Origin of the sequence: Sphingopyxis macrogoltabida (assembly GCF_001307295.1) — a bacterium.
Lineage (GTDB): Bacteria > Pseudomonadota > Alphaproteobacteria > Sphingomonadales > Sphingomonadaceae > Sphingopyxis > Sphingopyxis macrogoltabida_B.
Map to the genome: position 1 here is coordinate 19,506 of NZ_CP012702.1, position 22,565 is coordinate 42,070.

Sequence of the window (22,565 nt, forward strand, 5' to 3'; positions counted from 1 at the left end):
GGGGGCTTTGCGACAATGGGAGGATCGATCTGATCTCCGCCAGCTTCATTCCAGAAGGCTTGCCAGCGTTCTGATTCAGCGCGGAGAGCTGCGGCGCGCTCATCAACCGCCCGCAAGCGTCTATGATAATCGTGAGGGGACCTGCTCATGAAAACGCTGTGAGCCTGATTGGATAATGGATGGTGGTGTTCCAGGGTTAATGCCGGAATTATCAACGCAAGGCATGGGGTTAGAGATCAAAGCCCGGAGAGCGCGAAGCACGCGGCGATCGAGCCAACCAGAGCGATCAGGAGAACGGGACGCCTCGGCGCTGCACTGACGGTGATGGTCGCGCCGGCGCAGGCCCATAGCAAGGTGGCGGCGGGACCGGCCCGGTAGATCAGGAAGCCGATATAGCTGTTCGGCAGGAACTGCGGATAATCGACAATCAGGCGTGCGACGATCCCGCCGCCTGCGAGAATGAGCGCGGCGATCAGCCATGCCGCGATTGCCTCGATGCGCGGCGATGCACTGTGCCTGGGCGCGGCCTGCATCGTCGTTCGCGTCGCATCATTCATGCTGATCTTCCCTTATAGCCCTGACCGTCACCCGAATGGGCGGAGACGGCTTTGCTGGCTCCGTGGAGCCGCGCGGCGCAGCCGTGTGGTGGAATAGGGCAGGTTCCCGGCTCCGATCATTTGCACTTGTTCGGCAGCTGGCCCCTCTCGATCGCCAGATTCCTCATCGCCTCGTAATCGACACCCCAAAGGCCTCGTCGCTCATCGGCAGCGTCTTTCATGAAACGGGCATAGGCCAGCCCTGAATGTTGCCTGTAATCAACGGCATATCCATGGCGTACCATCGTTGCCGAAACAGATGCCCCATTCGACCGAAACCGGCACGACAGGTTAGACCCGCCCCAGCTCGTCCGCCGCGTGTTGCATATCGGCTCGATCGTCAACTTTTCGTCCTGAAAATCGCTCGTGCAATCCATGCCGCCATTTTGCTTCACCAGCTCTTCCAAATAGAGCTGCGCTGCGATCTTGGGCACATTGCCCTTGCCGTCCTCATCCGGCGCATCAATTCCCGACAACCGCACCCGCTTTTTATCGAGCGTTTCGAGCGTATCGCCGTCGATAATGCGCGGGTTCTCGACATGGATTGAAACCGGCTCGCTATTCCTCGCCTGCATCTGATTGAACAGCGCGCCGAACGCGAAAACAGAGAGAATGGGCAACGCGATTTGCTGATTTCGCGGCCATTTTTTGAAACCTCGGATCAGCACCTGGCTCTCTCCTGAAGAATGTCGTTCCAGTCCATCGGCGCCGGGGCTGGCGGGAGGATGATTTTCAGTTCGCGGTCGTTGGCAGTGAGGTGGTCGCGCGCGTCCTCTATGGCCTGTGCGGCTTCCTGGCCGTGTTGCGAGTAGATGACGATTTTGCGGATGCGTTCGGGGATCGCGATCAGGCCATAGCGGCGAATGCCGCCAGCGCCCCACACCTTGAATTTCCCGTCACTAAGCTGGGTGACGGAAACGGCTTCCTCGAAGCCTTCCGCGAGGCGCAGAACATCGCCGGTTGGCTGGCCGCCGATCCGCATGGCGGCGTGTCGGACCAGGCCGAGCGTCAATTTCGCCTCGCGCAGCGCCGCATGGTAGCGTTTCTCGCCGGTTGCTGGATCGAGCAAGATCCGCTGCACGGCGATTATGCCTTCGTCGGCCTCGAACGGCACGAGAAGGGCAGGATGCTCTTCGCGGGCGTCGGGCGGACCAACGATGCAGCGCGGAGCGAAGCGGAGCTTGAGGCCGGTCGGGTCGATTGCGCGCGAACGCAGATAGCGTTCAGCCGCGGTGCCTGCGATCGGCACGGCGGAATCCCATAGTTGGAGGGCGAGCTTCCGGCGCGAGGGTTCGGGCGCGCGATCGACCGTTTCACCGCTCGTGTGGCGATTGATTTTGCGGCTGTTGAGCGCGGACCAGACGGCTTCCTGACTGCAACCGGCCCAACATTTGAATAGGACGGCCTTCTTGCCGGGGGTGACTTGGAGCGACGGATTGCGGTCGTTGTGGGCTGGACAGCAAACCATGCCATATGAGCCGCGCCAGTGGCCGCCCATATCCGCTACGATCTGACGTGCGCGTGCTTCGACGTCCATCTGCATCGAACTTCTTTCGTCAACGGTATCCCGACATTGGGATTTATACACATTTCACGATGGCGGGCAAACGGTCGGGATACATGCCAATATCGCGCATGGCCCGACTAGGGCCATTCAATATAAATATCTCCGCCGGTTATCTTCACTTGCGGATGACTCACGTTCTTTCGCCTCAATCGCTTGGCCCAGGCTGGCGAGAATGTCCGCCAGCTCGCGCTTGTCCCGCTCTTCGCGGGTTAGCTCCCATAGGGGCAGCTGATCCCTCATGCGCTCCATGTCGCGCGCCGCCTCGATCTGGCGATATTGTTCGCAAGCGGGGGCTGGATCGGCCGCGACGCCGCGACGGCGGCGAGCAGCGAAGATTTTCGAGAGGAAGGCGGGGAAGAGGAAGCGATAGGCGTTCGTGGCCTGCTTGATGCGCGGGCCAGCGCCTTGCGCTTCGTGGTCGGGAACCGGCTCGTAGCGCCTGAACCAGTCGATAATTCGCGCGTCTTTGAGACGCGAAAGCGCCTGAACGACGCAATTCTTGCTGAGGCCGGTTCCATCCATGATCGTGTGAAGACTGGGGAACAGCGCGCCAGTGCTATAGTCGATGACACGGGCCAGGAACTCGATGATCTGGATGCCGGCCTGTCCGATAGCTCCGTTGCGAATGCGCGGTGTGGTTGTCCGCCGCTGCGCGAGCGTTTGCCGCTCGTAGAGCTTTGCGGCTTCGATCATCTCGCGCATCTGGCGAGCATTGCGGATCGGTGTGTAAGCCTTGGCCCGCTTTTCGTGGCCTACGGCGATGCTGCCGGCCCAGACTTTGACGCGCGGTTTTTCGGCACGCGCAAGCAAGGCGCGGTCGATCGTGGCGAGGCCGGTGCTACGCAGCACGGCGCCTATGGAAGTGGTCATGCGGACCTCCCTTCGTCGGTCCCGCGAGGCCAAGCACCATCGCTCCCGAAAGCACGCTTTCGAGATTGACTTTCGCCGCAGCACCACCGATAAAGAGAGCCAAGTTAGAAGCGCTCACTTCGGTGGCACAAACAGCCCTCGCTCAGCCAAGCGAGGGTTTTTTGTTGTCCTGTCGCCTCGGGGAGCCACCCCGCACGCAACAGATGAATCGCCGACTCCAAGGCGGAATCAGCGCGTCATAACTGGCTCAAGTTTAAGGGGTTGGCAAGAATAAGCGTGCGCGCACGCTTATAACGCGCTCGTCACGCCAATTTGCGGTAGTGGCGCAGATAGTCGGGATATTCGATCCCGCGTGCCTTCAAGAGATTGATCGTCGCCTCTTCGACCAGGGCAGCAACGGACGTTTGTTCGCGCTCAGCGAGGTTCTTGATCTCGGCCGCCAGCTCGGGTTTCACCGATGCTGCGAGATTTCGCGTGTTGGCGCGGCTCGGCCGACGCCGGGGCAAAGGAACCGGGAGAAGAGGGTCTTCCTGTCTTTTCGGGCGCGCCATAGGTCTAGAACACAAGAGGTTGGTGTGGTGCCGGAATAAGCGTGTTGACACGCTTAATGGCTGTAATGTGGTTGCGCGGCAAGAGACGACAAGCCGGGTTGCCCTCGCCGTCAAAGCGAGGATAGACATATCCTAATCGGTAAAAGGGAATAAATCACGATGCCGCATAGCGACGATTGGCAGTATGATCCGATCCTTGAGCGCGAACTAACCACCCGCCGCCCTGCTGGGGGAATGATCCAAGCGGTCGAAATTGCGCAACTGCCGTCGAGTGAATGGATCATCAATGTCAAAGTATCGTGGCGTGGCGATAAGTGGCTGAATGTCTGCCTATTCGAGCAACCAACGCTTAAAACCTACAAGCGACTGTCAAGCGCTGTGCGGCATGTCGTGCTCGATTACGGATATGAGGATGACCATATCCGATTGGTTCCCGACAAACAATGCAGCAACAAATTGGCGTTTTAGGCTTCCCTTTCCCCCTCATCGTGATATGTGCATAAATCTCGATGACGAGGGAGAAAGCGATGAAAGCTTTTAATTTCGCGCTCGCGACCGCCTTGGTGGGGGCTGCGGTGCAATCGACCCCCGCTGTAGCGTCGGATAATACTTGGGGGCTCTGTTGCAAAGATTGGCGGCAGTCAGAGGTAGGCTGTCGCTCTGCGCCGATCAGGCGGCTGCTGCGAAATGGTGGTTGAGCATGCCCATGGCCTCCGTCAGCGCCGAGGGCCCAATGCCAAAAGCTCTCTCCACAAGGCGCACCTCGCCCCTGATGCCGGGCTGCAGGCACCAGGGGCGAGCCTGTCCTTTGCGCAGGGCTCGCATGACTTCGAATCCCTTGATCGTGGCATAGGCCGTGGGGATCGATTTGAAACCGCGCACCGGCTTGATCAGTATCTTGAGCTTTCCGTGATCGGCCTCGATCACGTTATTGAGATACTTCACCTGCCGGTGGGCCGTCTCCCGGTCCAGCTTTCCTTCGCGCTTCAATTCGGTGATCGCTGCACCATAGCTCGGCGCTTTGTCGGTATTGAGCGTGGCAGGCTTTTCCCAGTGCTTCAGGCCTCGCAGGGCCTTGCCCAGGAACCGCTTCGCTGCCTTGGCGCTGCGGGTCGGCGACAGGTAGAAATCGATCGTGTCGCCCCGCTTGTCGACTGCCCGGTACAGGTAGGTCCACTTGCCCCGCACCTTGACGTAGGTTTCATCCAGGCGCCAGCTCGGATCAAAGCCACGCCGCCAGAACCAGCGCAGCCGCTTCTCCATCTCCGGGGCGTAGCACTGGACCCAGCGATAGATCGTCGTATGGTCGACCGAAATGCCGCGTTCCGCCAGCATTTCCTCAAGGTCGCGATAGCTGATCGGATAGCGACAATACCAGCGCACCGCCCACAGGATCACATCACCCTGGAAATGGCGCCACTTGAAATCCGTCATCGTTCCGTCCGTCCAATCTCCGCCAAGCATGCTCAAGCTTCACGATTTTTGCAACAGAGCCCTCGCGCGCGCTCAAAAACAATGTGATGCGCGGCATCGCCGCCGCTGCGTTCGTCGCCATCTTCTTCCTCGACGCGCCTTTCCCCCTGATCATCCTCGCGGCCGGCCTTATCGGCTATTTCGGCGGCCGCAGCGGCATCGCGCAGTTCAGGGGTGGCGGCGGCCACGGCCCCGCATCAGGCAACATCATCCACGACCGCGACACCGCACTGGGCGAAGCACTCCCCGATCACGCCCGCCCCAACCTGCGCTGGTCGCTCCAGATCTCGATCATCCTTCTGCTTCTCTGGCTCGGCCCAATCCTCGCGCTCTTCCTTATCCTGGGTCCCGACGACGTCTTCACCCGCATCGCGGCCTTCTTCAGCCAGATGGCCGTCGTCACCTTCGGCGGCGCCTATGCCGTCCTCGCCTATGTCGCGCAGGAAGCAGTCGGCACCTTCAACTGGCTGCGCCCTGGCGAAATGCTCGACGGCCTTGGCATGGCGGAAACCACGCCCGGCCCGCTCATCATGGTGACGCAGTTCGTCGGCTTCCTCGCCGCTTTCCGCGACGCCGGGTCGCTCCCGCCTCTCCTCGCCGCAACGCTGGGAGCCATCCTCACCACCTGGGTGACTTTCGTCCCCTGTTTTCTCTGGATCTTGGCCCAGTCGGCCCGAAGCTGCGATTTTGGTCATCTTGGAGAACACGTCGGGAACGGGCTGGTTGTTGTTGACGATCGCCCATGCGAGGAACGACGTTCCGCTCCGATAAGGGAGCGGCGTTATGAGCCTTGGCGTTTCGAGTGGGGATCTGATCGGCTCCTGGAGCCTGAGTTTTTCGGACATCGCGTTCGTGACCGGCAAAGCGGAGACGGCACGACTGGGATTGGCGGTTCAGCTTAGATTTTTCGCCGGGCATGGCTTCTTTGTGCCGGATCATGCGTCGATACCCTCCGACGGTGTCTTGTATCTGGCGGAGCAACTTGGTCTCGATGCCAAATCCGTGAACCACTATGATTTTTCCGGGCGCACCGCCCGCCGGCATTGCGCGGAGATTTTGCGGCATCTCGGGTTCCGCCGTATGACGCAGACGGATCGCAGGGCGTTGTCGAGGTGGATTTCCGACGATCTTTGTGCGGGCGGGCAGCCGATCAATGCCATGCTCGAGCATGTTTTCCTGTGGTGCCGCGACCGCCGTATCTATGGGCCGTCGCGCAAGGAGCTGGAACGCCTCGTCCGTTCGCAACGACACCTCTATCTGGAGGCCCTGTTGGCCCGAGTCCGCGATCGGCTTGCGCCGGATGCGGTCGCCTTGCTGGAAGCCTCGCTCGCCGATCCCGATGGCCCGACCGGCTTCAACACGATGAAGGGGGATGCAGGTCAGGCGACGCTCGAAAACATTCTTGGCGTGACCGCCAAACTCGCCTTTATCCAACGGCTTGCTCTTCCCCGAGATTTCCTATCGGTCACGGGCAAGGCATGGGTCGATCAGATCGTTCGCCGGGTTGCCGGCGAGAAAGCCTCGGAGATGCGCCGGCATGTACCGGCGCGCCAGCTCGGGCTCTATGCCGTTTATCTGATGGCGCGGGAAGCTCAGCTTACGGATGCGATGGTCGACCTGCTGATCGAGACGGTCCATAAGATCGGATCGCGCTCGAAACGCAAGGTGGTGGGCGATATCGCGAAAGACATCGAGCGGGTCTATGGCAAGGAGCGACTCCTGGTCGAGATTGCCAGCGCTTCGATCGACGATCCATCCGGGCGCATCTGCGATGTCATTTTCCCAATCGCCGGCAAGGACAAACTGGCGGCGATCATCAAGGAAAGCCAGGCAAAGGGCGCCTTGGATCGGCGGATCTACAAGGTGATGCGGAGGTCATGGGCCAATCATTATCGCCGTATGCTGCCAAGCCTGCTTTCGGCACTGGAGTTCCGGTCGAACAACGCCGTGTGGCGTCCGGTGCTGGCGGCCCTGGACTGGATCAGAAGCAAAGTGGATGATGGATGCCGCTACGTGCCGCCGCACGCAGTGCCGGTCGACGAGGTCATTCCGGCGAGATGGCGCAGTTCCGTCATTGATGAAGAGGGGCGCGTAAACCGGATCAGTTATGAGCTTTGTGTCCTCGCGCAACTGCGCGATCGCATCCGTTCTAAGGAAATCTGGGTTGTCGGGGCGGACCGATACCGCAATCCCGATGACGATCTTCCCAAGGACTTCGATGCGCGGCGAGAAGCATATTACACAGGATTGAACCTGACGGCGGATGCGCGTGCATTTTCAAGCGCCATCCGGGAAGAGCTTGCTCAGGAACTGTTGCTCCTCAATGCCAATATTCCCCGGAACGACAAGGTTCGGCTGCTGTGGCGCGGCGAGAACCGTATATCTCTCACCCCGTTCAAACCCTTGCCCGAACCCAGGGGTCTCGCCTCGATCAAGACCGAGATCGGCCAACGCTGGCCGATGACCGGGCTGCTCGACGTACTGAAGGAGGCTGCCCTTGATACGGGACTTCTCGAAGCGTTCGAAACATCGGCCTCGCGTGTTGCACTGCCGAAAACCGCGCTGGATCAACGTCTCCTGCTATGCCTCTACGGCCTGGGAACGAATGCCGGGCTCAAGCGGATCGCCGGCGCCACCCCCGATGTCAGCTATGAAGAGCTGCTGCATGTCCATCGCCGCTTCGTTCATGCCGCGGCGCTCAAGGAGGCGTGTGCCAGGGTTGCGAATGCGACCCTGGCAATCCGCAATGCTGCAGTCTGGGGGGACGCCGGCACGGCCTGTGCGTCAGATTCCACAAAGTTCGGAGCCTGGGATCGCAACCTGATGACGGAATGGCATGCGCGTTATGGTGGACGGGGCGTCATGATCTACTGGCATGTCGAACGACGCGCGACATGCGTCTATTCCCAGCTCAAGCGCTGCTCTTCCTCCGAGGTCGCCTCCATGATCGAGGGCGTGCTGCGCCATTGCACCGACATGGAAATCCAGCGACAATATGTTGATAGTCATGGCCAAAGCGCGGTTGGCTTTGCATTTTGCCGGCTTCTCGGATTTGAGCTTGCACCCCGCCTGAAAGCGATCGCTCGCCAGAAGCTGGCTCTTCCCGATGTCGGCATGCGAACGCGGCTTCCCCACTTGCAGCCGATCCTCTCCAGTCCGATCAACTGGGATGAGATCGAGCAGCAATATGACGAGATGGTCAAATATGCAGCCGCGATGCAGACAAAAACCGCCGACCCGGAGGCGATCCTGCGCCGGTTTAGCCGCTCCGAGGTGATGCACCCGACCTACAAGGCGTTGAGTGAGCTGGGCCGCGCGGTCAAGACGATCTTCCTGTGCCGGTATCTGCGCGAGGAGTCCTTCCGCCGCGAAATTCATGAAGGCCTGAATGTCGTTGAAAACTGGAACAGTGCCAATGGGTTCGTTTTCTTCGGCAAGGGCGGCGAGATCGCCACTAACCGCATCGATGAGCAGCAGCTCTCGGTCCTGGCGCTACATTTGCTGCAAGCGTCGCTTGTCTATGTGAACACCCGAATGCTTCAGAGCGTGCTGGTGGAACCGAAATGGACGGGCCGGATGACGCCGGATGATTATCGCGGCCTCACACCGCTGATTTACAGCCACGTCAATCCTTATGGCCGCTTCGACCTCGATCTGAATAGCCGGATCGATTTTGGGCGGCTTGCTGCCTGACCGGGGCCTTTCCGCTCGCACCATTTGGGTGCACCCGAACGTGACGATCGGAAGTGACATATACGACATGTCACAAAAGGGTGGTTCCGTCACCAATGTTACTGTACGAGGGCAAAGCCACCCTAATGTGACGGATTTGCCCATGACCCGCGTCGGCTACGCCCGCGTCAGCACCATCGACCAGGATCTCGACATCCAGGTTGCCCGGTTGAAGGCAGCGGGCTGTGAAATCCTCCGCTCCGAAACAGGCTCGGGCGCATCGCGCACTGGACGCACGGAGCTTGAGACGATCATGCAGTTCCTGCGCGCCGATGACGAACTCGTCGTCCTGCGTCTCGATCGGCTCGGTCGCTCCACACGCGATGTTCTCAATCTGGTTCATGAACTCGACCAGAAGGGAGCCTCATTGCGGGTGCTTGAGCCGGAGGTGACGACGGCCGGAAGCATGGGGCGGATGGTGATCACCATTCTGGGCATGGTCGCGGACATGGAACTGACGTTCATCAAGGACCGGCAGCGCGCCGGGATCGAGGCGGCGCGCGCCGAAGGCGTCTACAAAGGCCGGAAGAAAAACATCGATGACGATGAAATCCGACGCCGGATCACCGCCGGCGCGAGCAAGGCCAGCGTCGCGCGCGACCTCAAGATCTCAAGAATGACCGTCTATCGGGCGCTTGACGTCATTCCTTCAAGGATCGGGCTGCCGGAAAAGCCGCCTTCTGTCACCATCGCCCTGCATCTGACCATCGAGAACTTCAACAAGCATGGTCGTGGCAGAAAGCCCGCTCGCGAGCGCATTGAGGCGATGCTGGAGCGGGATTACCAGATGCAAAAGACCGGGAACTGCGATTACACGCTGACCGTCGCCTATGATCAGGGTGCCGATGGCGTCAGCCTCGATGATGAGATCGCATCTCTCCAGACAGAGATGTTCAACATCGCAGAGAGCTACAGGTGCTCGATCGAGACCGATGTTTACGAGATTGGAGGACAAGAGCGAGCCTGGTAGATCGCCATGTTCAATCTTTGTTCTTCAACATGGCCAAAATCGCAGCTTCGGGCCGACTGGGCCATCTTCGCCGGAGCCCCCTTCATTGAGCGCCTGCGCGACAACCGCGCCCTCTCCTCCGCTCTCACCGCCATCACGGCGGCGGTCGTCGGCGTGATCCTGAACCTTGCCCTCTGGTTCGCGATCCACACGCTGTTCGGCAAGGTCAACGCCGTGCCGACGCCGACCGGATCGCTCGACGTCCCCGTCCTCGCCTCGGTCAACCTCCCCGCGCTCGCCCTCTCTGCCGCGGCCCTGGTCGCCGTCCTGCGCTTGAAGGCCGGAGTCCTGCCGGTCCTGGTCTGCTCGGCGATAGCAGGCGCCGCATACGTCCTGCTTGCCTAGCGGACTAAGAAGATCGCACTACCTCCATCCGTTCGCTTGAAACGAACCGGTCAATCCAGGGCCGCCTTGGCCTTCGCCCGATAGGCGTGCAGCAGCGGCTCGGTATAGCCGTTGGGTTGCGCGACCCCTTCGAACACCAGCGCCCGCGCCGCTTTGAAGGCAACGCTCTCTTCCTCCCGCCCGCTCATCGGCTGGTAAAGCGGATCGCCCGCATTCTGCGCATCGACCTTCGCCGCCATCCGAAGCAAGGCCGCATCCACCTCCTCGGCCGAACACACCCCATGCAGCAGCCAGTTCGCGATATGCTGCGAAGAAATGCGCAACGTCGCCCGGTCCTCCATCAAGCCGACATCATGAATGTCCGGCACCTTGGAGCAGCCCACGCCCTGGTCCACCCAGCGCACGACATAGCCCAAAATCCCCTGCGCATTATTGTCCAGCTCGTCGCGCACATCCTGCGCCGACCAGTTCACGCCCGCCGCCAGCGGAATCGTCAACAGCGCATCCAACCCCGCCACCGGCTCAGCCTTCCGCTCCTCCTGCCGCGCAAAAACATCCACTGCATGATAATGGGTAGCGTGCAAAGTCGCCGCCGTGGGCGAAGGCACCCAGGCTGTATTCGCCCCCGTCATAGGATGCCCGATCTTCTGCTCCAGCATGTCCGCCATTCGATCGGGAGCCGCCCACATGCCCTTGCCGATCTGCGCCTTGCCCGACAGCCCACAGGCGAGGCCGATCTGAACATTGCGATCCTCATAGGCCTTGATCCAGGCAGCGCCCTTCATCTCGCCCTTGCGGATCATCGGCCCCGCCCGCATCGAGGTATGGATCTCATCGCCCGTGCGGTCGAGAAAGCCGGTATTGATGAAGACGATCCGGTCCTTCACCGCATGGATGCATGCGGCAAGATTGGCCGAAGTGCGCCGCTCCTCATCCATCACCCCCACCTTCAGCTGATGCCGCTCCAGCCCCAGCAGATCCTCGATCGCATCGAACAGGTCATTGGTGAAGGCAACCTCCTCCGGCCCGTGCATCTTGGGCTTCACAATATAGATGCTGCCCGCCCGGCTGTTGACGACGCGCCCGTTGCGCCGAATGTCATGCAAGGCGATCAGGCTGGTGACGATTCCATCCAATATCCCTTCCGGGGCCTCCGCCCCACCGGGTAGCCGCACCGCAGGCGTCGTCATCAAATGACCGACATTGCGCACGAACAGCAAAGACCGCCCCGGCAATGTGAACCCGGTTCCATCCGGCGCGACATAGCTGCGGTCGCCGTGCAACCGCCGCGTCATCATGGCGCCATTCTTTTCGAAACTGTCCTCCAGATCGCCCTTCATCAGCCCCAGCCAGTTCGCATAGGCCGCAACCTTGTCCACCGCGTCGACCGCAGCGACGGAATCCTCCAGATCGCAGATGGTCGACAGCGCCGACTCCAGCACCACGTCCGCCAGATGCGCCGGATCATCCCGCCCGATGGGATGCGCCGCATCGATCACCAATTCGATATGCAGCCCATGATTGCGCAGCAGGATATTATCCCCCGCGCGGCCCGCAAGCTGCGAAGCATCCCGCAACACCGGCACACCACCAGCCCACTCGGCCCAGCTTCCCTCCGCCAACGGAACCGCCCGGTCGAGAAACGCCTTGGCCCAGGCAATCACCTGAGCCCCGCGCGCCGGATCATAGCTCTTGCCGGCAGGCGAACCCGCAATCGCATCCGTGCCGTAAAGCGCATCATACAGGCTCCCCCAACGCGCATTGGCAGCATTGAGCAAAAACCGCGCATTGAGGATCGGCACCACCAGCTGCGGCCCCGCCAAGGTCGCCAGTTCCTCATCGACCCGGCTTGACCCGACTGAAAAAGGCGCAGGTTCCGGCACCAGATAGCCGATGCCTGTGAGGAAAGCGCGATATGCCTCTCCATCCACCGGCTGCCCCGCATGCGCGACATGCCAATTGTCGATCTGCGCCTGCATCGCATCGCGCTTTGCCAGCAAAGCCGCGTTGCGCGGCGCGAACCGTTCGAAAATGCTCGCCGCACCTGCCCAAAAGGCATGGGTCTCAATCCCCGTCCCGGGCAGAACCTCGCCATCGATAAAGCGCGCCAATGCGGCGGCGGCCATCAGGCCGGACTTGTCGATCATTCCGTCCATCGGGGGCATTCTCCATCAAAAGACCGGGACAATGCCTATAGACGCCGTACCATCGTCGCACTAGACGATAAAGGTTCAAAGCATCTGTTCCTCATAGGAAAAGATCATCGATGGACCCGGATTATCTCCTCTTCGCCCGCGCGGTGGAAGCGGGCAGCCTTTCCGCCGCTGGCCGCATATTGAACATCTCGCCTGCGATGATGTCGAAACGCCTTTCGCGGCTGGAAGCCCGCCTCGGCGTCCGCCTCGTCCATCGCACCACCCGCCGCCTCGCCCTGACGGAGGAGGGCGCCACCCTTCACCGCGATCTCGTCGCCATTCTCGACGCCATCCGCCAAGCGGAAGACCGCGTCACCAACCGCCACCGAACCGCATCGGGCCCATTGCGAATTTCCGCACCCACTTCCTTCGGTCGCCTGCACGTCGCGCCCCATGTCGGCCGCTTCCTGGAACAGCATCCGCGCGTCGACCTCCAACTGAACCTTTCCGACGCCTACGAAGACCTGCTTGCCGAACGTATCGATATGGCCATTCGCATCACCAGCGACATTCCCGCGCATCTGGAGGGGCATTACCTTGCCGCTAACCGCCGCATTCTCTGCGCCAGCCCCGCCTATCTGACTGCCCACGGCACGCCGGAAAGGATCGCCGATCTCCCCCGCCACCGCCTGCTCGCGGCTGATGGACAATTGCCATGGCGGTTGGTCAGCGGGCGTGCGCTCAAGCTGGTGGACGGCCAAAGCCATGTTCGCACCAACAGCAGCGAAATCGTGCGCGAACTGGCCGTGGCCGGAGTCGGCATTGCGCTGCGCTCGCTGTGGGATGTGGGCGAACTGATCGCGGAAGGAAGCCTCGTCCGCGTGCTCGACACTTGGGAAGGCCCCGCGGACCTGGCCGTCCACGCCGTACACCCCCGCGCCGCGGGCCGCCCCGCCGCCGTGGACGCTTTCATCGCCTACCTGCGCGACACGTTCCGCGACGCGTCTTGGAACTGGAGCAACTGACAAAAAGAGGGAAAGGGGACGATCCCGCTCAACCTCTTGAAAAGCTGTGATATCCGCTTCCGGAATTACTTGCCAGACCAGCGTCAAAAAACGGAAGCTTTCCGGCGTTAACATGCGTAATGGCAGCAGGAAACAGGTCGATGTTATCGTTCGAGCCATAAGAAATTAAGAGAGGATAAGGGCAATGCGCCCCCATGACGCATCACATTTTTCCGCCTGTGCCGCCCAGGAAGCGCGGCAAGCCAGGGAAGCCCGCCTACGCGGCGCAGACCAGGCCACCATCGCCCTCCACAATGAACGCGCCGTCCGCTACCAAGCGATGGCGCTGCGCCTTCAGCGCGAGCGAAGCACGACCCTGAATTGATTTTCGAGCGATTCCCCTCTCCCCTTCCGGGGTCGGCCAGAGGCGCGTGACTCTGGCCAAGGCGCCGAGCGAAGCGAAGGGCGGCAGAGGGGAACGCAAAAGCCTGCTCCCATTCCCCGCCGAAGGCTCTGTTGCAAAGATTGGCGGCAGTCAGAGGTAGGCTGTCGCTCTGCGCCGATCAGGCGGCTGCTGCGAAATGGTGGTTGAGCATGCCCATGGCCTCCGTCAGCGCCGAGGGCCCAATGCCAAAAGCTCTCTCCACAAGGCGCACCTCGCCCCTGATGCCGGGCTGCAGGCACCAGGGGCGAGCCTGTCCTTTGCGCAGGGCTCGCATGACTTCGAATCCCTTGATCGTGGCATAGGCCGTGGGGATCGATTTGAAACCGCGCACCGGCTTGATCAGTATCTTGAGCTTTCCGTGATCGGCCTCGATCACGTTATTGAGATACTTCACCTGCCGGTGGGCCGTCTCCCGGTCCAGCTTTCCTTCGCGCTTCAATTCGGTGATCGCTGCACCATAGCTCGGCGCTTTGTCGGTATTGAGCGTGGCAGGCTTTTCCCAGTGCTTCAGGCCTCGCAGGGCCTTGCCCAGGAACCGCTTCGCTGCCTTGGCGCTGCGGGTCGGCGACAGGTAGAAATCGATCGTGTCGCCCCGCTTGTCGACTGCCCGGTACAGGTAGGTCCACTTGCCCCGCACCTTGACGTAGGTTTCATCCAGGCGCCAGCTCGGATCAAAGCCACGCCGCCAGAACCAGCGCAGCCGCTTCTCCATCTCCGGGGCGTAGCACTGGACCCAGCGATAGATCGTCGTATGGTCGACCGAAATGCCGCGTTCCGCCAGCATTTCCTCAAGGTCGCGATAGCTGATCGGATAGCGACAATACCAGCGCACCGCCCACAGGATCACATCACCCTGGAAATGGCGCCACTTGAAATCCGTCATCGTTCCGTCCGTCCAATCTCCGCCAAGCATGCTCAAGCTTCACGATTTTTGCAACAGAGCCAAAATTTCCTAACCGCGGCCTATGCCTCCGGCTCCTCCAACGGCTCCGGCACCGGCACGGCAGCAAGCTTCGGCGCCTTTGGCTTGGCGGAAGAGACCTGGTCGTCGGGACGGGCGCCGGCGTCCAACAACGGTCTGGTCGCTTATACCCCGTCGCGCGGCGTCATATCGATACGGGGCAATTGGCCGCTCGTCGGTACGATGGACGTCGTCGTGCCTTATGCGCGCTCGACCGATGACCTGTTCGAGGTGCTCAACGTCTTGGTCACTGATGACCCCGATACGCGCGGCGACTTCTGGCGCGAGCAGCGCGCCGTCCTGCTTCCTTCTTCGTCCGAAGTCCGCCCAGCGGACTATCGCACCCTGCGCGATCCTTCCGCCCTGGCGGGTAAACGGATCGGTGTGCCCAAAATGTACATCAACAAGGATCCGGAGGGTCCGCATCCTGTCGAGACGCGCCAAAGCATCATCGATCAATGGGCGCTGGCCGAAGCCGATATTCTGGCATTGGGCGCCGAGGTGGTGGAAGTCGATTTTCCCGTCATCACCAATTATGAGGGTGACCACCATCCCGCGCACCGGCTGGTCGAGCGCGGCCTCGTCCCCGAAGGCTTTCCCAAGGCCGAAGTTTGGGATCTGACCATGTTCGCGTGGGACGACTATCTGCGCGCCAATGGCGATCCCAAGCTGAATCGCCTAGCAGATGTCGATGGGGATCTCCTTTTGCCTTCCATTCCGGGAGCGCTGCCTGAACTCTATGGCGACATTCCGAATTTCCCATCCTTTCCATCACTTGCCCGGGAAGGGGTGCTGCCCAAAGACCAGATCCCTTATCTCGACGAGGGCATAGCGGGCCTCGAGGCTGCCCGACGCATCGACCTCGAGGAATGGATGGACGCGCTCGGCCTGGATGCGGTCGTCTTTCCCACGGTGGCGGATGTCGGTCACGCGGATAGCGATTATAACGCTCAGTCGCAAAAAGCCGCGTGGCGCAACGGCGTGTGGGTCGCGAACGGCAACCAGGCCATTCGGCATCTGGGGATACCGACCGTTACCACTTCGATGGGCCTCATGAGTGACATCGGTATGCCGATCGGCCTGACCTTTGCCGGCCGAGCTTATGACGACAATGCCCTCTTGTCCTACGCATATGCGTTCGAGAGCAGCCGGTCACGTCGTCCGTTGCCGCAGAGAACTCCGCCTCTGGGAGAAGAATATACGGCGCTGCGCGCCTCCCCCTCCTCGACAGGCGGCGATCCGGGTCAGTTGCGCTGGGAAGCTGAGCAATTGCCTGTCAGTGACGACGGATATTTCACCATCGCCATCGAAGGCGATGTCGTCGGCGGCGAGGCGGGAGACGTCCGGCTGTATGTCAACGGCACGCCCCTGGCCGTCACGAGAGATGGGCGACGCTTTGCCGGTTCGATCAGATTGCCCATGGCGGCCCATGCTCGGCTCCATAGCCGCTGGCGTGGTCCCTATGGATCGATTGTCGTCGCGCTTCACCGCGCGGCGGCTGGGCGTTGTGTTGCGGAGTTCAAGATCGTCGGCGGAATTTCCTGAGCGAACCAAAGCGATCGATACCTCAGGGCAGCCGTTTCGGCGATCCTGAGCTCTATAGAAGGACAAATTATATCATGAGCGTGACCCTTCCCTCGGAGATCCTAGGCGTTCGGATTCCGGACAGCCCCCTGGCTCTCGCCGCAGCAGAGCTAATGGTCGGCAAACAGCCCCGCCATCTTTGCAACCACTGCCTGCGCGTCTATATTCTTGGCAGCCTCGCGGTGCGCCAGACGGGGCAGAAGTTCGACGAAGAACTCGCCTTTGTCGCCTCCGCCCTGCATGATATCGGGCTGGTTGACGAATTCTCGTCCGCCGATCAGCGCTTCGAGGTCGACGGCGCCGACACCGCCGCCAAATTGATGCGCGAGCGTGGCATGAGCGAGAAGAGCATCGAACTCGTTTGGGATGCCATCGTTCTGCACAATTCGATGGGCATTGCTCAGCGTAAGTCGCCGGAATCTGCTCTCGTCCTGATGGGGGCTGGTGCCGATGTCGCCGGTTTTGGTCTCGACACTCTACCGCCCGCGATGATTGAAGAATTGCTCGAAGCGTTGCCGATCATCGGCTTCCCGCAGGCGTTTTCGGACATGGTATCGAAAAAGGCGCTCGAAAAGCCTTTTGCCCACATGTTCACCTGGGCCGCCGACGTGGCCATCGGCAATGGCCATCCCTGGCCGTGCCAGCAGGCCGCGCAACAGATTGTTGATAGCCCGTGGTCGGTCCGCGAGCGTCAGGCTGCGCAGAGTGCCTGAAGTGTGAGCGAGGGAGCATCCAGACTGGCACCAACCCGGCCGGGATGCTCCCCCTTTCACTGCCGGGTTCGCTTCGACGACGGCAATGGGGAATTGATTTGCTTTGTCTCTTAACGTGACGAGCGCATGGCCGAGATGTGCCATCGTCCCGATTACATCGTCGGTCGTGATCCACGATTCTCGCCATCCGGGTAGCAACAAAGCAATGCTTTTGTCTCGATCGGTAAACTTGATTCCGACATGATGGGATCAAGCCTTGAAGCGGGCCGATCGAACCGGCATTGATAACGTTATGACCAAAGCCGCTACGAAGAGTTCGGATATCGAGTTGTTGGATTCGATCGATTTCGAACGTTACGTTCTGACGTGACCCCCTAGTTTCCACCAGCGCGAATTAGAGTCCGGCAGCTTTGTTGCGCATGAGCGCGTGTTGAGCAATGGCCTGTGGAGCGGAGCCCGTAGGGCGTAGCGTAGCAGGCCATTGCTTATCCAGTTCAGCGGCGAAGGCCGCTGGGGTTTCATATCCAAGGGATGAGTGCGGCCTCTCGTGGTTGTAGTCCTCTACCCAGGCAGCGATCACGACGCGGGCATGATCAAGGCTCAGGAACAGGGTCTCGTTGAGCAGCTCGTCCCGCATGCGACCGTTGAAGCTCTCGACGTAGCCATTCTGCATTGGTTTGCCCGGGGCAATGTAGTGCCACTCCACGCCGACCTCCCCGCACCAGGCGAGGACGGCGTTTGACGTCAGCTCGGTGCCGTTGTCGCTGACAATCATCGTAGGCTTGCCGCGCTCGGCGATCAGATCGGTGAGCTCACGCACCACCCGACGCCCTGAGATCGATGTGTCCGGCACCGCACGCAGGCATTCACGGGTTACATCGTCGACGATGTTGAGCACCCGGAAACGACGTCCTGTCGCCAACTGATCATACACAAAGTCCAGGCTCCACCGTTGGTTGGGTAGCGCCAGCACGGGAGCCGGTGCGCGTGCGCCGATAGCACGGCGCCGGTTCCGCCTGCGTCGGACCGCCAGCTTCTCTTCGCTATAGAGCCGCTGAGTCTTCTTGCGGTTGATCACAATACCCTCTCGCCGCAGCAGGATATGCAACCGGCGATAGCCGAACCGACGGCGCTGCTGCGCAAGCTCGCGCAGCCTCGACCGAAGGTCGGCATCATCATCCCGTTGGGATCGGTAGCGCATGCTTTTGCGATCCGCTCCTATGACGCGACACGCCCGCCGCTCGCTCATCCCCAGGATTGCCTGAAGACGAGCGACCGCCTCTCGCTTGGCAGCGGGCGTTACCAATTTTTTCCCAGAAGATCCTTCAGGCCAGCATTGTCGAGCATAGCCTCAGCCAGCAAGCGCTTCAGCTTGGCGTTCTCGTCTTCGAGCACCCGCAATCGCTTTGCCTCCGACACCTCCAAGCCACCGTACTTGGCTTTCCAGTTGTAGATCGTCGCTTCCGACACGCCGTAACGCCGAGCCAGATCGCCGGTCTTCGCGCCAGCCTCCTGCTCCTTCAGCACACCAATGATCTGCTCTTCTGTGAACCTTGCTCGCTTCATTCGTCCGTCCTTCCATCAGGCCGGACTCTAATCAAGCTTGGAGGAAAAGCCGGGGGTCACGTCAGTTCCAACCGTGCTGTCGCGGTTTGCGGCACGGTTGCGCAGCTCGGCGAACCGGTTCTTCGGCGAACGGTTCGATCTGTCCTTGCTCGAGTGGCGTATTCTCTCGCACATCGCGTCAGTCGGACCATGTAGCGCCTATGATATCTGGACGTCGCAATATCTTGAAAAGGCGGCGGTCAGCCGTGCGGTCAGGGATCTGAAAGAGCGTGACCTGATCGATATCGTGGCGGTCCCGAACGTCGCAAGGCGCACGACGAAGATCAGCCTTACAGCCGAAGGGCGCCGGCGCTACGCGGCAACATTTGACGAGGTCGAAAAACGACATGCTCGCCTTATCGGCGGGCTCACGGCCGAGCAGGTCGAAACGCTGATCGACATGGTCAATTACCTGGACGCCCGGATCCCGCTCATGGGAAGCGAGGCCGAGCCATTCGACGTCGACCTCATGTCGATCCGGCAGAAATGATGACGGCCAAGCGGCCTCAGCTGGGCATCAATATTTCGACTTTCTCATCGACGATGCGGGTCGGATAGGAGGAGACGGGGATGAAAGCGGGGCTTGAAAGAGCCTCTCCCGTCCGCACGTCGAACTGGGCAAAGTGCAGCGGGCATTCCACAATGCATCCGTCCAACAGCCCGTCCGACAGCATCGCTTCGCCATGCGTGCAGAGATTCCCGGTGCAGAAGAAACCTTCTTCCGTATGGAATATGACGATCTGCTGGCCATTGATCTCGGCGCCGTAAGCTTCCCCCGAATCGACCGCCGAACAGTCGACGACGCTGTGCCAGGTCGCCGACGCGCTTTCCTCCCCACTCATCGCGCGCTCCGTCATATGCTGTAGAAATCGAGGACCGTGGGTACGCGGTCGTTGATCAGGTGGACGATCTTCTCGCTGATACGCCAGGATCCACCGGCCTCCCGCAATGCGTAGGTATATCGCGCAAAGAAGGGATGAACGATGCCGAGCCGAACATCATATACTGCGGTTTGGCCAGTACAGCTGACGGAGATGTCCTGCGGGCGATTGCCGGAAACGCGAATGTTGGACAGCATATGCAGCGTCCTGGGGAGCGGCATTGCGGTGACCGATTTGCGCGACGTGATGCGAAACACCCGCTCTTCGAGTTCGCGCCGGCCCACATGATAGATCATGGATACCTGATGGTCAGGATCGTCGGCGAGCTTGTGTTCGGCTATCCAGGTCGGCACCCAGAAACGCGCATCTTCACAATAGCAGTCGAGCCAATTGTTCCATTCCTGACGATCCAGTGCCTCCGTCTCGCGGTACAATACATCCCTGGCAATGGCCTCCGCCGCCCCGATGGAGCGGTCGGTATCGATCTCGATCATCAATTCTTTCCCCCAGCAGCATCTGCCAGACGCCGCACCAATTCCCGATAGCCAGGATGAAAGTTGGTCTCCCCGCCAAAACCAAGGGATCCAAAACTGCTCTCTACCGGGTTGATGCCCAGTTCGTCGGCGTGGGGCTGCGCCCGATCGAGCGCAGCCCCCATGCCGCGCAAATAGCCTTCCGACGGCCCGGCTGCAGCCGCGGCATAGCCAGACTGGCAGAGCTCATACATGACATTGTCATCGGACGTGGCGAGCCCGGACGGATTGAAGAAATCCTCGTAGTTCCGAATGCGCTTGCGGCGCGCTTCACCGCTCTCGCCGACCATGCCCACACAGTGCGACGTCATCTCGGTCAAGCCGGCCGCCAGGGGTCGCCATGTTCGAATCTGGGCTGCACCGATATCGATGATCTGAAGATTCGGGAAAATGGTCAGGTTCCGTTGCCGGACCATCCATTTGGCAGAGGTTGCACCAACCCTCTCACGCAGACCATCGAGGCCGCCGGGCTCCATCAGAACGGGGCGCCCAAAACGGTCTTCATTGTGGATCGACCAATTGACCGCATGTCCATTGGTGAAGCTGAAGCTGCCCTGCCCCGGCTCATCGGTCCCGAGAACGACGTCTTCGACCGTGCCGGCCTTTACGCGCTCAGCAAGGATATCGACGTAAGAGCTGTGGGTCGACTGGAAGTGATAATAGTCCAGACCATTTTCGAACTGGAGCTTCCAATTGCCCTGGAAGGTATAGACCAGATCACCGGGGACGAACTCGATTTCTCCAACCGGGCTCTGGTCCACCAGCAGATCGATGAAGCGGCGCGCATCGCCGAGATGGCTGTCCAGATCGGGAACATCCGCCGACAGACTGGCGAACAGAAGCCCGCGGTAGGAACCGAGCCGCGCAACGGGAATGAGACCGTGGTCGGATTGGTCGAAAGCGGCGGGATATTGACCCGAGTCCTTATCGGTAACGAGAACATTGCGGCCAGCGGAATCATAAGACCAGCCGTGATAGCGGCAGACATGATATTTCTGCCGCCCCTGTTTGAACGGGCACAGGATGGTTCCGCGGTGTCGGCAACTGTTAAGGAAACAGCCCAGCTTACCCTGATCGTCTCGCGTGACGAGCACCGGCTGTCGACCGATATGGGTCGTAAAGAAACTGTTCTTCTGCCGAAGCTGGCTTTCCAGACCGATGAAGACCCATCCGGATTCGAACACCGCAGTCAGCTCACGGCGACAATGGTCCTCGTCGGTGAAAACGGAGCGGTCGACCGTAAAAGTACCCTCTCCAGGGCGATCCTCTATCAGCATCTCGTTTCTGTCCTGGTACTGCGTGCAATTCACGGCGGCTGACATTTCCCTCCGGATGGCTGGAAATGTGCCAGCCTGCCAGAATGACCCGATCCACCCGCTAGCGGTTGATGGTTGCTTTTTCCATAGTTGTTTTTACTACTATGTGCAACCGGTTTCAGTGGGTGGCCGAGAGACGTTTCAAGGGGAGGAAAAGAATGAGTGGCGCAACCGATCCCGCTCAGGCGGCAAGCGCGGACGACAACACTCCGCCGCCCATCATTCGCAAGGTCGCAAACCGCATCATGTGGTGGCTGATCGCCCTGTATTTCGTGGCAATCCTCGATCGGGGAAACGTGGCCTATGCCGCTGTCCCCATGTCCCAGGCACTCGGCCTTAGCACCGCCATGTTCGGGTTTGGCGTGGGCATAATGTATCTCACCTATTCGCTGTTCGAGGTGCCGAGCAACATGATGGGCTCTGTTGCAAAAATCGTGAAGCTTGAGCATGCTTGGCGGAGATTGGACGGACGGAACGATGACGGATTTCAAGTGGCGCCATTTCCAGGGTGATGTGATCCTGTGGGCGGTGCGCTGGTATTGTCGCTATCCGATCAGCTATCGCGACCTTGAGGAAATGCTGGCGGAACGCGGCATTTCGGTCGACCATACGACGATCTATCGCTGGGTCCAGTGCTACGCCCCGGAGATGGAGAAGCGGCTGCGCTGGTTCTGGCGGCGTGGCTTTGATCCGAGCTGGCGCCTGGATGAAACCTACGTCAAGGTGCGGGGCAAGTGGACCTACCTGTACCGGGCAGTCGACAAGCGGGGCGACACGATCGATTTCTACCTGTCGCCGACCCGCAGCGCCAAGGCAGCGAAGCGGTTCCTGGGCAAGGCCCTGCGAGGCCTGAAGCACTGGGAAAAGCCTGCCACGCTCAATACCGACAAAGCGCCGAGCTATGGTGCAGCGATCACCGAATTGAAGCGCGAAGGAAAGCTGGACCGGGAGACGGCCCACCGGCAGGTGAAGTATCTCAATAACGTGATCGAGGCCGATCACGGAAAGCTCAAGATACTGATCAAGCCGGTGCGCGGTTTCAAATCGATCCCCACGGCCTATGCCACGATCAAGGGATTCGAAGTCATGCGAGCCCTGCGCAAAGGACAGGCTCGCCCCTGGTGCCTGCAGCCCGGCATCAGGGGCGAGGTGCGCCTTGTGGAGAGAGCTTTTGGCATTGGGCCCTCGGCGCTGACGGAGGCCATGGGCATGCTCAACCACCATTTCGCAGCAGCCGCCTGATCG

At 60.6% G+C, this 22,565-nt stretch carries 22 protein-coding genes and 1 pseudogene; 11 read left to right on the plus strand and 12 right to left on the minus strand.

Translation table 11 applies throughout. The features are described from left to right. Positions 1 to 236 precede the first annotated feature (236 nt). From AN936_RS23275 to AN936_RS25205, 5 genes are all read right to left on the minus strand, one after another. Positions 237 to 557, minus strand: coding sequence for a hypothetical protein (locus AN936_RS23275; protein ID WP_006949645.1), 321 nt, complete (start codon positions 555 to 557; stop codon positions 237 to 239). 116 nt (positions 558 to 673) lie between these two features. After that, a complete protein-coding gene (locus tag AN936_RS23280) occupies positions 674 to 1,264 on the minus strand; it encodes a thermonuclease family protein (RefSeq protein WP_006949646.1) in 591 nt (196 codons plus the stop codon). After that, complete coding sequence (locus tag AN936_RS23285; RefSeq protein ID WP_007016055.1) at positions 1,258 to 2,139, minus strand: DUF7146 domain-containing protein; 882 nt, start codon at positions 2,137 to 2,139, stop codon at positions 1,258 to 1,260. The genes AN936_RS23280 and AN936_RS23285 overlap by 7 nt, the downstream gene beginning before the upstream one ends. A gap of 111 nt (positions 2,140 to 2,250) precedes the next feature. After that, complete coding sequence (locus AN936_RS23290) at positions 2,251 to 3,012, minus strand: replication initiation protein (protein ID WP_234715875.1); 762 nt, start codon at positions 3,010 to 3,012, stop codon at positions 2,251 to 2,253. A 323-nt stretch (positions 3,013 to 3,335) separates the two neighbouring features. Continuing rightward, on the minus strand, positions 3,336 to 3,488 hold the full coding sequence (locus tag AN936_RS25205) for a hypothetical protein (RefSeq protein WP_006949649.1): 153 nt from the start codon (positions 3,486 to 3,488) through the stop codon (positions 3,336 to 3,338). A gap of 255 nt (positions 3,489 to 3,743) precedes the next feature. Between AN936_RS25205 and AN936_RS23300 the strand changes: the two genes are divergently transcribed. Next, complete coding sequence (locus tag AN936_RS23300; protein WP_004213195.1) at positions 3,744 to 4,052, plus strand: hypothetical protein; 309 nt, start codon at positions 3,744 to 3,746, stop codon at positions 4,050 to 4,052. 201 nt (positions 4,053 to 4,253) lie between these two features. On the opposite strand, the gene AN936_RS23305 is transcribed toward AN936_RS23300, so the two are convergent. Beyond that, a complete protein-coding gene (locus tag AN936_RS23305; RefSeq protein WP_001389365.1) occupies positions 4,254 to 5,018 on the minus strand; it encodes an IS6-like element IS6100 family transposase in 765 nt (254 codons plus the stop codon). A gap of 62 nt (positions 5,019 to 5,080) precedes the next feature. On the opposite strand from AN936_RS23305, the pseudogene AN936_RS23310 reads away from it, so the two are divergent. From AN936_RS23310 to AN936_RS23325, 4 genes and pseudogenes are all read left to right on the plus strand, one after another. Beyond that, a pseudogene (locus AN936_RS23310) lies at positions 5,081 to 5,716 on the plus strand (chromate transporter); the annotation flags it as partial. A 124-nt stretch (positions 5,717 to 5,840) separates the two neighbouring features. Beyond that, entirely contained in the window at positions 5,841 to 8,750 is a 2,910-nt protein-coding gene (locus AN936_RS23315) for a Tn3 family transposase (RefSeq protein WP_006961814.1), read from the plus strand. 142 nt (positions 8,751 to 8,892) lie between these two features. Continuing rightward, positions 8,893 to 9,759 (plus strand): recombinase family protein, encoded by an 867-nt coding sequence (locus tag AN936_RS23320; RefSeq protein ID WP_006961816.1) that lies wholly within the window; start codon positions 8,893 to 8,895, stop codon positions 9,757 to 9,759. 6 nt (positions 9,760 to 9,765) lie between these two features. After that, positions 9,766 to 10,143, plus strand: a complete 378-nt coding sequence (locus tag AN936_RS23325; protein WP_054590655.1) for a chromate transporter — start codon at positions 9,766 to 9,768, stop codon at positions 10,141 to 10,143. Positions 10,144 to 10,193: 50 nt separating this feature from the next. Here AN936_RS23325 and AN936_RS23330 read toward each other — a convergent pair whose 3' ends face one another. Beyond that, positions 10,194 to 12,299: a malate synthase G gene (locus AN936_RS23330; protein ID WP_054590656.1), complete on the minus strand. Its 2,106-nt coding sequence runs from the start codon at positions 12,297 to 12,299 to the stop codon at positions 10,194 to 10,196. A gap of 110 nt (positions 12,300 to 12,409) precedes the next feature. On the opposite strand from AN936_RS23330, the gene AN936_RS23335 reads away from it, so the two are divergent. Next, the gene (locus AN936_RS23335; protein WP_054590657.1) at positions 12,410 to 13,303 is read left to right on the plus strand and encodes a LysR family transcriptional regulator; all 894 of its coding nucleotides are present in this window, start codon (positions 12,410 to 12,412) and stop codon (positions 13,301 to 13,303) included. Positions 13,304 to 13,845: 542 nt separating this feature from the next. Here the strand turns inward: AN936_RS23335 and AN936_RS23340 are convergent. Further along, complete coding sequence (locus AN936_RS23340; protein ID WP_001389365.1) at positions 13,846 to 14,610, minus strand: IS6-like element IS6100 family transposase; 765 nt, start codon at positions 14,608 to 14,610, stop codon at positions 13,846 to 13,848. Between AN936_RS23340 and AN936_RS23345 the strand changes: the two genes are divergently transcribed. Together AN936_RS23345 and AN936_RS23350 are read left to right on the plus strand one after the other, a co-directional pair. Further along, positions 14,587 to 16,233, plus strand: a complete 1,647-nt coding sequence (locus tag AN936_RS23345) for an amidase (RefSeq protein WP_084758714.1) — start codon at positions 14,587 to 14,589, stop codon at positions 16,231 to 16,233. The two genes, AN936_RS23340 and AN936_RS23345, sit on opposite strands and share 24 nt — an antisense overlap. Positions 16,234 to 16,307: 74 nt before the next feature. Next, a complete protein-coding gene (locus tag AN936_RS23350) occupies positions 16,308 to 16,985 on the plus strand; it encodes an HD domain-containing protein (RefSeq protein ID WP_084758715.1) in 678 nt (225 codons plus the stop codon). Between the two features lie 394 nt (positions 16,986 to 17,379). Here AN936_RS23350 and AN936_RS23355 read toward each other — a convergent pair. Then, a protein-coding gene (locus AN936_RS23355) for an IS3 family transposase (RefSeq protein ID WP_149037845.1) occupies positions 17,380 to 18,551 on the minus strand; the annotation gives its coding sequence in 2 pieces (ribosomal slippage) (positions 17,380 to 18,299 and positions 18,299 to 18,551; 1,173 coding nt in all). A 37-nt stretch (positions 18,552 to 18,588) separates the two neighbouring features. Here AN936_RS23355 and AN936_RS23365 point away from each other — a divergent pair. After that, positions 18,589 to 19,080: a MarR family winged helix-turn-helix transcriptional regulator gene (locus AN936_RS23365; protein WP_084758716.1), complete on the plus strand. Its 492-nt coding sequence runs from the start codon at positions 18,589 to 18,591 to the stop codon at positions 19,078 to 19,080. A 16-nt stretch (positions 19,081 to 19,096) separates the two neighbouring features. Here the strand turns inward: AN936_RS23365 and AN936_RS23370 are convergent, their stop codons facing one another. The 3 genes from AN936_RS23370 to AN936_RS23380 are packed head-to-tail and all read right to left on the minus strand — an operon-like array spanning position 19,097 to position 21,281. Beyond that, positions 19,097 to 19,432 (minus strand): non-heme iron oxygenase ferredoxin subunit, encoded by a 336-nt coding sequence (locus AN936_RS23370; protein WP_054590662.1) that lies wholly within the window; start codon positions 19,430 to 19,432, stop codon positions 19,097 to 19,099. An 11-nt stretch (positions 19,433 to 19,443) separates the two neighbouring features. Beyond that, positions 19,444 to 19,965, minus strand: coding sequence for an aromatic-ring-hydroxylating dioxygenase subunit beta (locus AN936_RS23375; protein WP_054590663.1), 522 nt, complete (start codon positions 19,963 to 19,965; stop codon positions 19,444 to 19,446). After that, positions 19,965 to 21,281, minus strand: a complete 1,317-nt coding sequence (locus AN936_RS23380) for an aromatic ring-hydroxylating oxygenase subunit alpha (protein WP_234715873.1) — start codon at positions 21,279 to 21,281, stop codon at positions 19,965 to 19,967. The genes AN936_RS23375 and AN936_RS23380 overlap by 1 nt, the downstream gene beginning before the upstream one ends. A 197-nt stretch (positions 21,282 to 21,478) precedes the next feature. Between AN936_RS23380 and AN936_RS25210 the strand changes: the two genes are divergently transcribed. Then, complete coding sequence (locus AN936_RS25210; RefSeq protein ID WP_054590665.1) at positions 21,479 to 21,832, plus strand: hypothetical protein; 354 nt, start codon at positions 21,479 to 21,481, stop codon at positions 21,830 to 21,832. Beyond that, complete coding sequence (locus AN936_RS23390) at positions 21,798 to 22,562, plus strand: IS6-like element IS6100 family transposase (RefSeq protein ID WP_001389365.1); 765 nt, start codon at positions 21,798 to 21,800, stop codon at positions 22,560 to 22,562. The genes AN936_RS25210 and AN936_RS23390 overlap by 35 nt, the downstream gene beginning before the upstream one ends. The last annotated feature ends 3 nt before the right edge of the window (positions 22,563 to 22,565 follow it).

What these genes read in the sequence shown, in the direction of transcription:
- AN936_RS23330 (WP_054590656.1), bottom strand. Translation starts at nt 12,299, where the DNA reads ATGGACGGAATGATCGACAAGTCCGGCCTGATGGCCGCCGCCGCATTG.
- AN936_RS23340 (WP_001389365.1), bottom strand. Translation starts at nt 14,610, where the DNA reads ATGACGGATTTCAAGTGGCGCCATTTCCAGGGTGATGTGATCCTGTGG.
- AN936_RS23305 (WP_001389365.1), bottom strand. Translation starts at nt 5,018, where the DNA reads ATGACGGATTTCAAGTGGCGCCATTTCCAGGGTGATGTGATCCTGTGG.
- AN936_RS23345 (WP_084758714.1), top strand. Translation starts at nt 14,587, where the DNA reads ATGGCGCCACTTGAAATCCGTCATCGTTCCGTCCGTCCAATCTCCGCC.
- AN936_RS23380 (WP_234715873.1), bottom strand. Translation starts at nt 21,281, where the DNA reads ATGCTGATAGAGGATCGCCCTGGAGAGGGTACTTTTACGGTCGACCGC.
- AN936_RS23300 (WP_004213195.1), top strand. Translation starts at nt 3,744, where the DNA reads ATGCCGCATAGCGACGATTGGCAGTATGATCCGATCCTTGAGCGCGAA.
- AN936_RS23370 (WP_054590662.1), bottom strand. Translation starts at nt 19,432, where the DNA reads ATGAGTGGGGAGGAAAGCGCGTCGGCGACCTGGCACAGCGTCGTCGAC.
- AN936_RS23390 (WP_001389365.1), top strand. Translation starts at nt 21,798, where the DNA reads ATGACGGATTTCAAGTGGCGCCATTTCCAGGGTGATGTGATCCTGTGG.
- AN936_RS23350 (WP_084758715.1), top strand. Translation starts at nt 16,308, where the DNA reads ATGAGCGTGACCCTTCCCTCGGAGATCCTAGGCGTTCGGATTCCGGAC.
- AN936_RS23320 (WP_006961816.1), top strand. Translation starts at nt 8,893, where the DNA reads ATGACCCGCGTCGGCTACGCCCGCGTCAGCACCATCGACCAGGATCTC.
- AN936_RS23375 (WP_054590663.1), bottom strand. Translation starts at nt 19,965, where the DNA reads ATGATCGAGATCGATACCGACCGCTCCATCGGGGCGGCGGAGGCCATT.
- AN936_RS23285 (WP_007016055.1), bottom strand. Translation starts at nt 2,139, where the DNA reads ATGCAGATGGACGTCGAAGCACGCGCACGTCAGATCGTAGCGGATATG.
- AN936_RS23275 (WP_006949645.1), bottom strand. Translation starts at nt 557, where the DNA reads ATGAATGATGCGACGCGAACGACGATGCAGGCCGCGCCCAGGCACAGT.
- AN936_RS23315 (WP_006961814.1), top strand. Translation starts at nt 5,841, where the DNA reads ATGAGCCTTGGCGTTTCGAGTGGGGATCTGATCGGCTCCTGGAGCCTG.
- AN936_RS23335 (WP_054590657.1), top strand. Translation starts at nt 12,410, where the DNA reads ATGGACCCGGATTATCTCCTCTTCGCCCGCGCGGTGGAAGCGGGCAGC.
- AN936_RS23325 (WP_054590655.1), top strand. Translation starts at nt 9,766, where the DNA reads ATGTTCAATCTTTGTTCTTCAACATGGCCAAAATCGCAGCTTCGGGCC.
- AN936_RS25210 (WP_054590665.1), top strand. Translation starts at nt 21,479, where the DNA reads ATGAGTGGCGCAACCGATCCCGCTCAGGCGGCAAGCGCGGACGACAAC.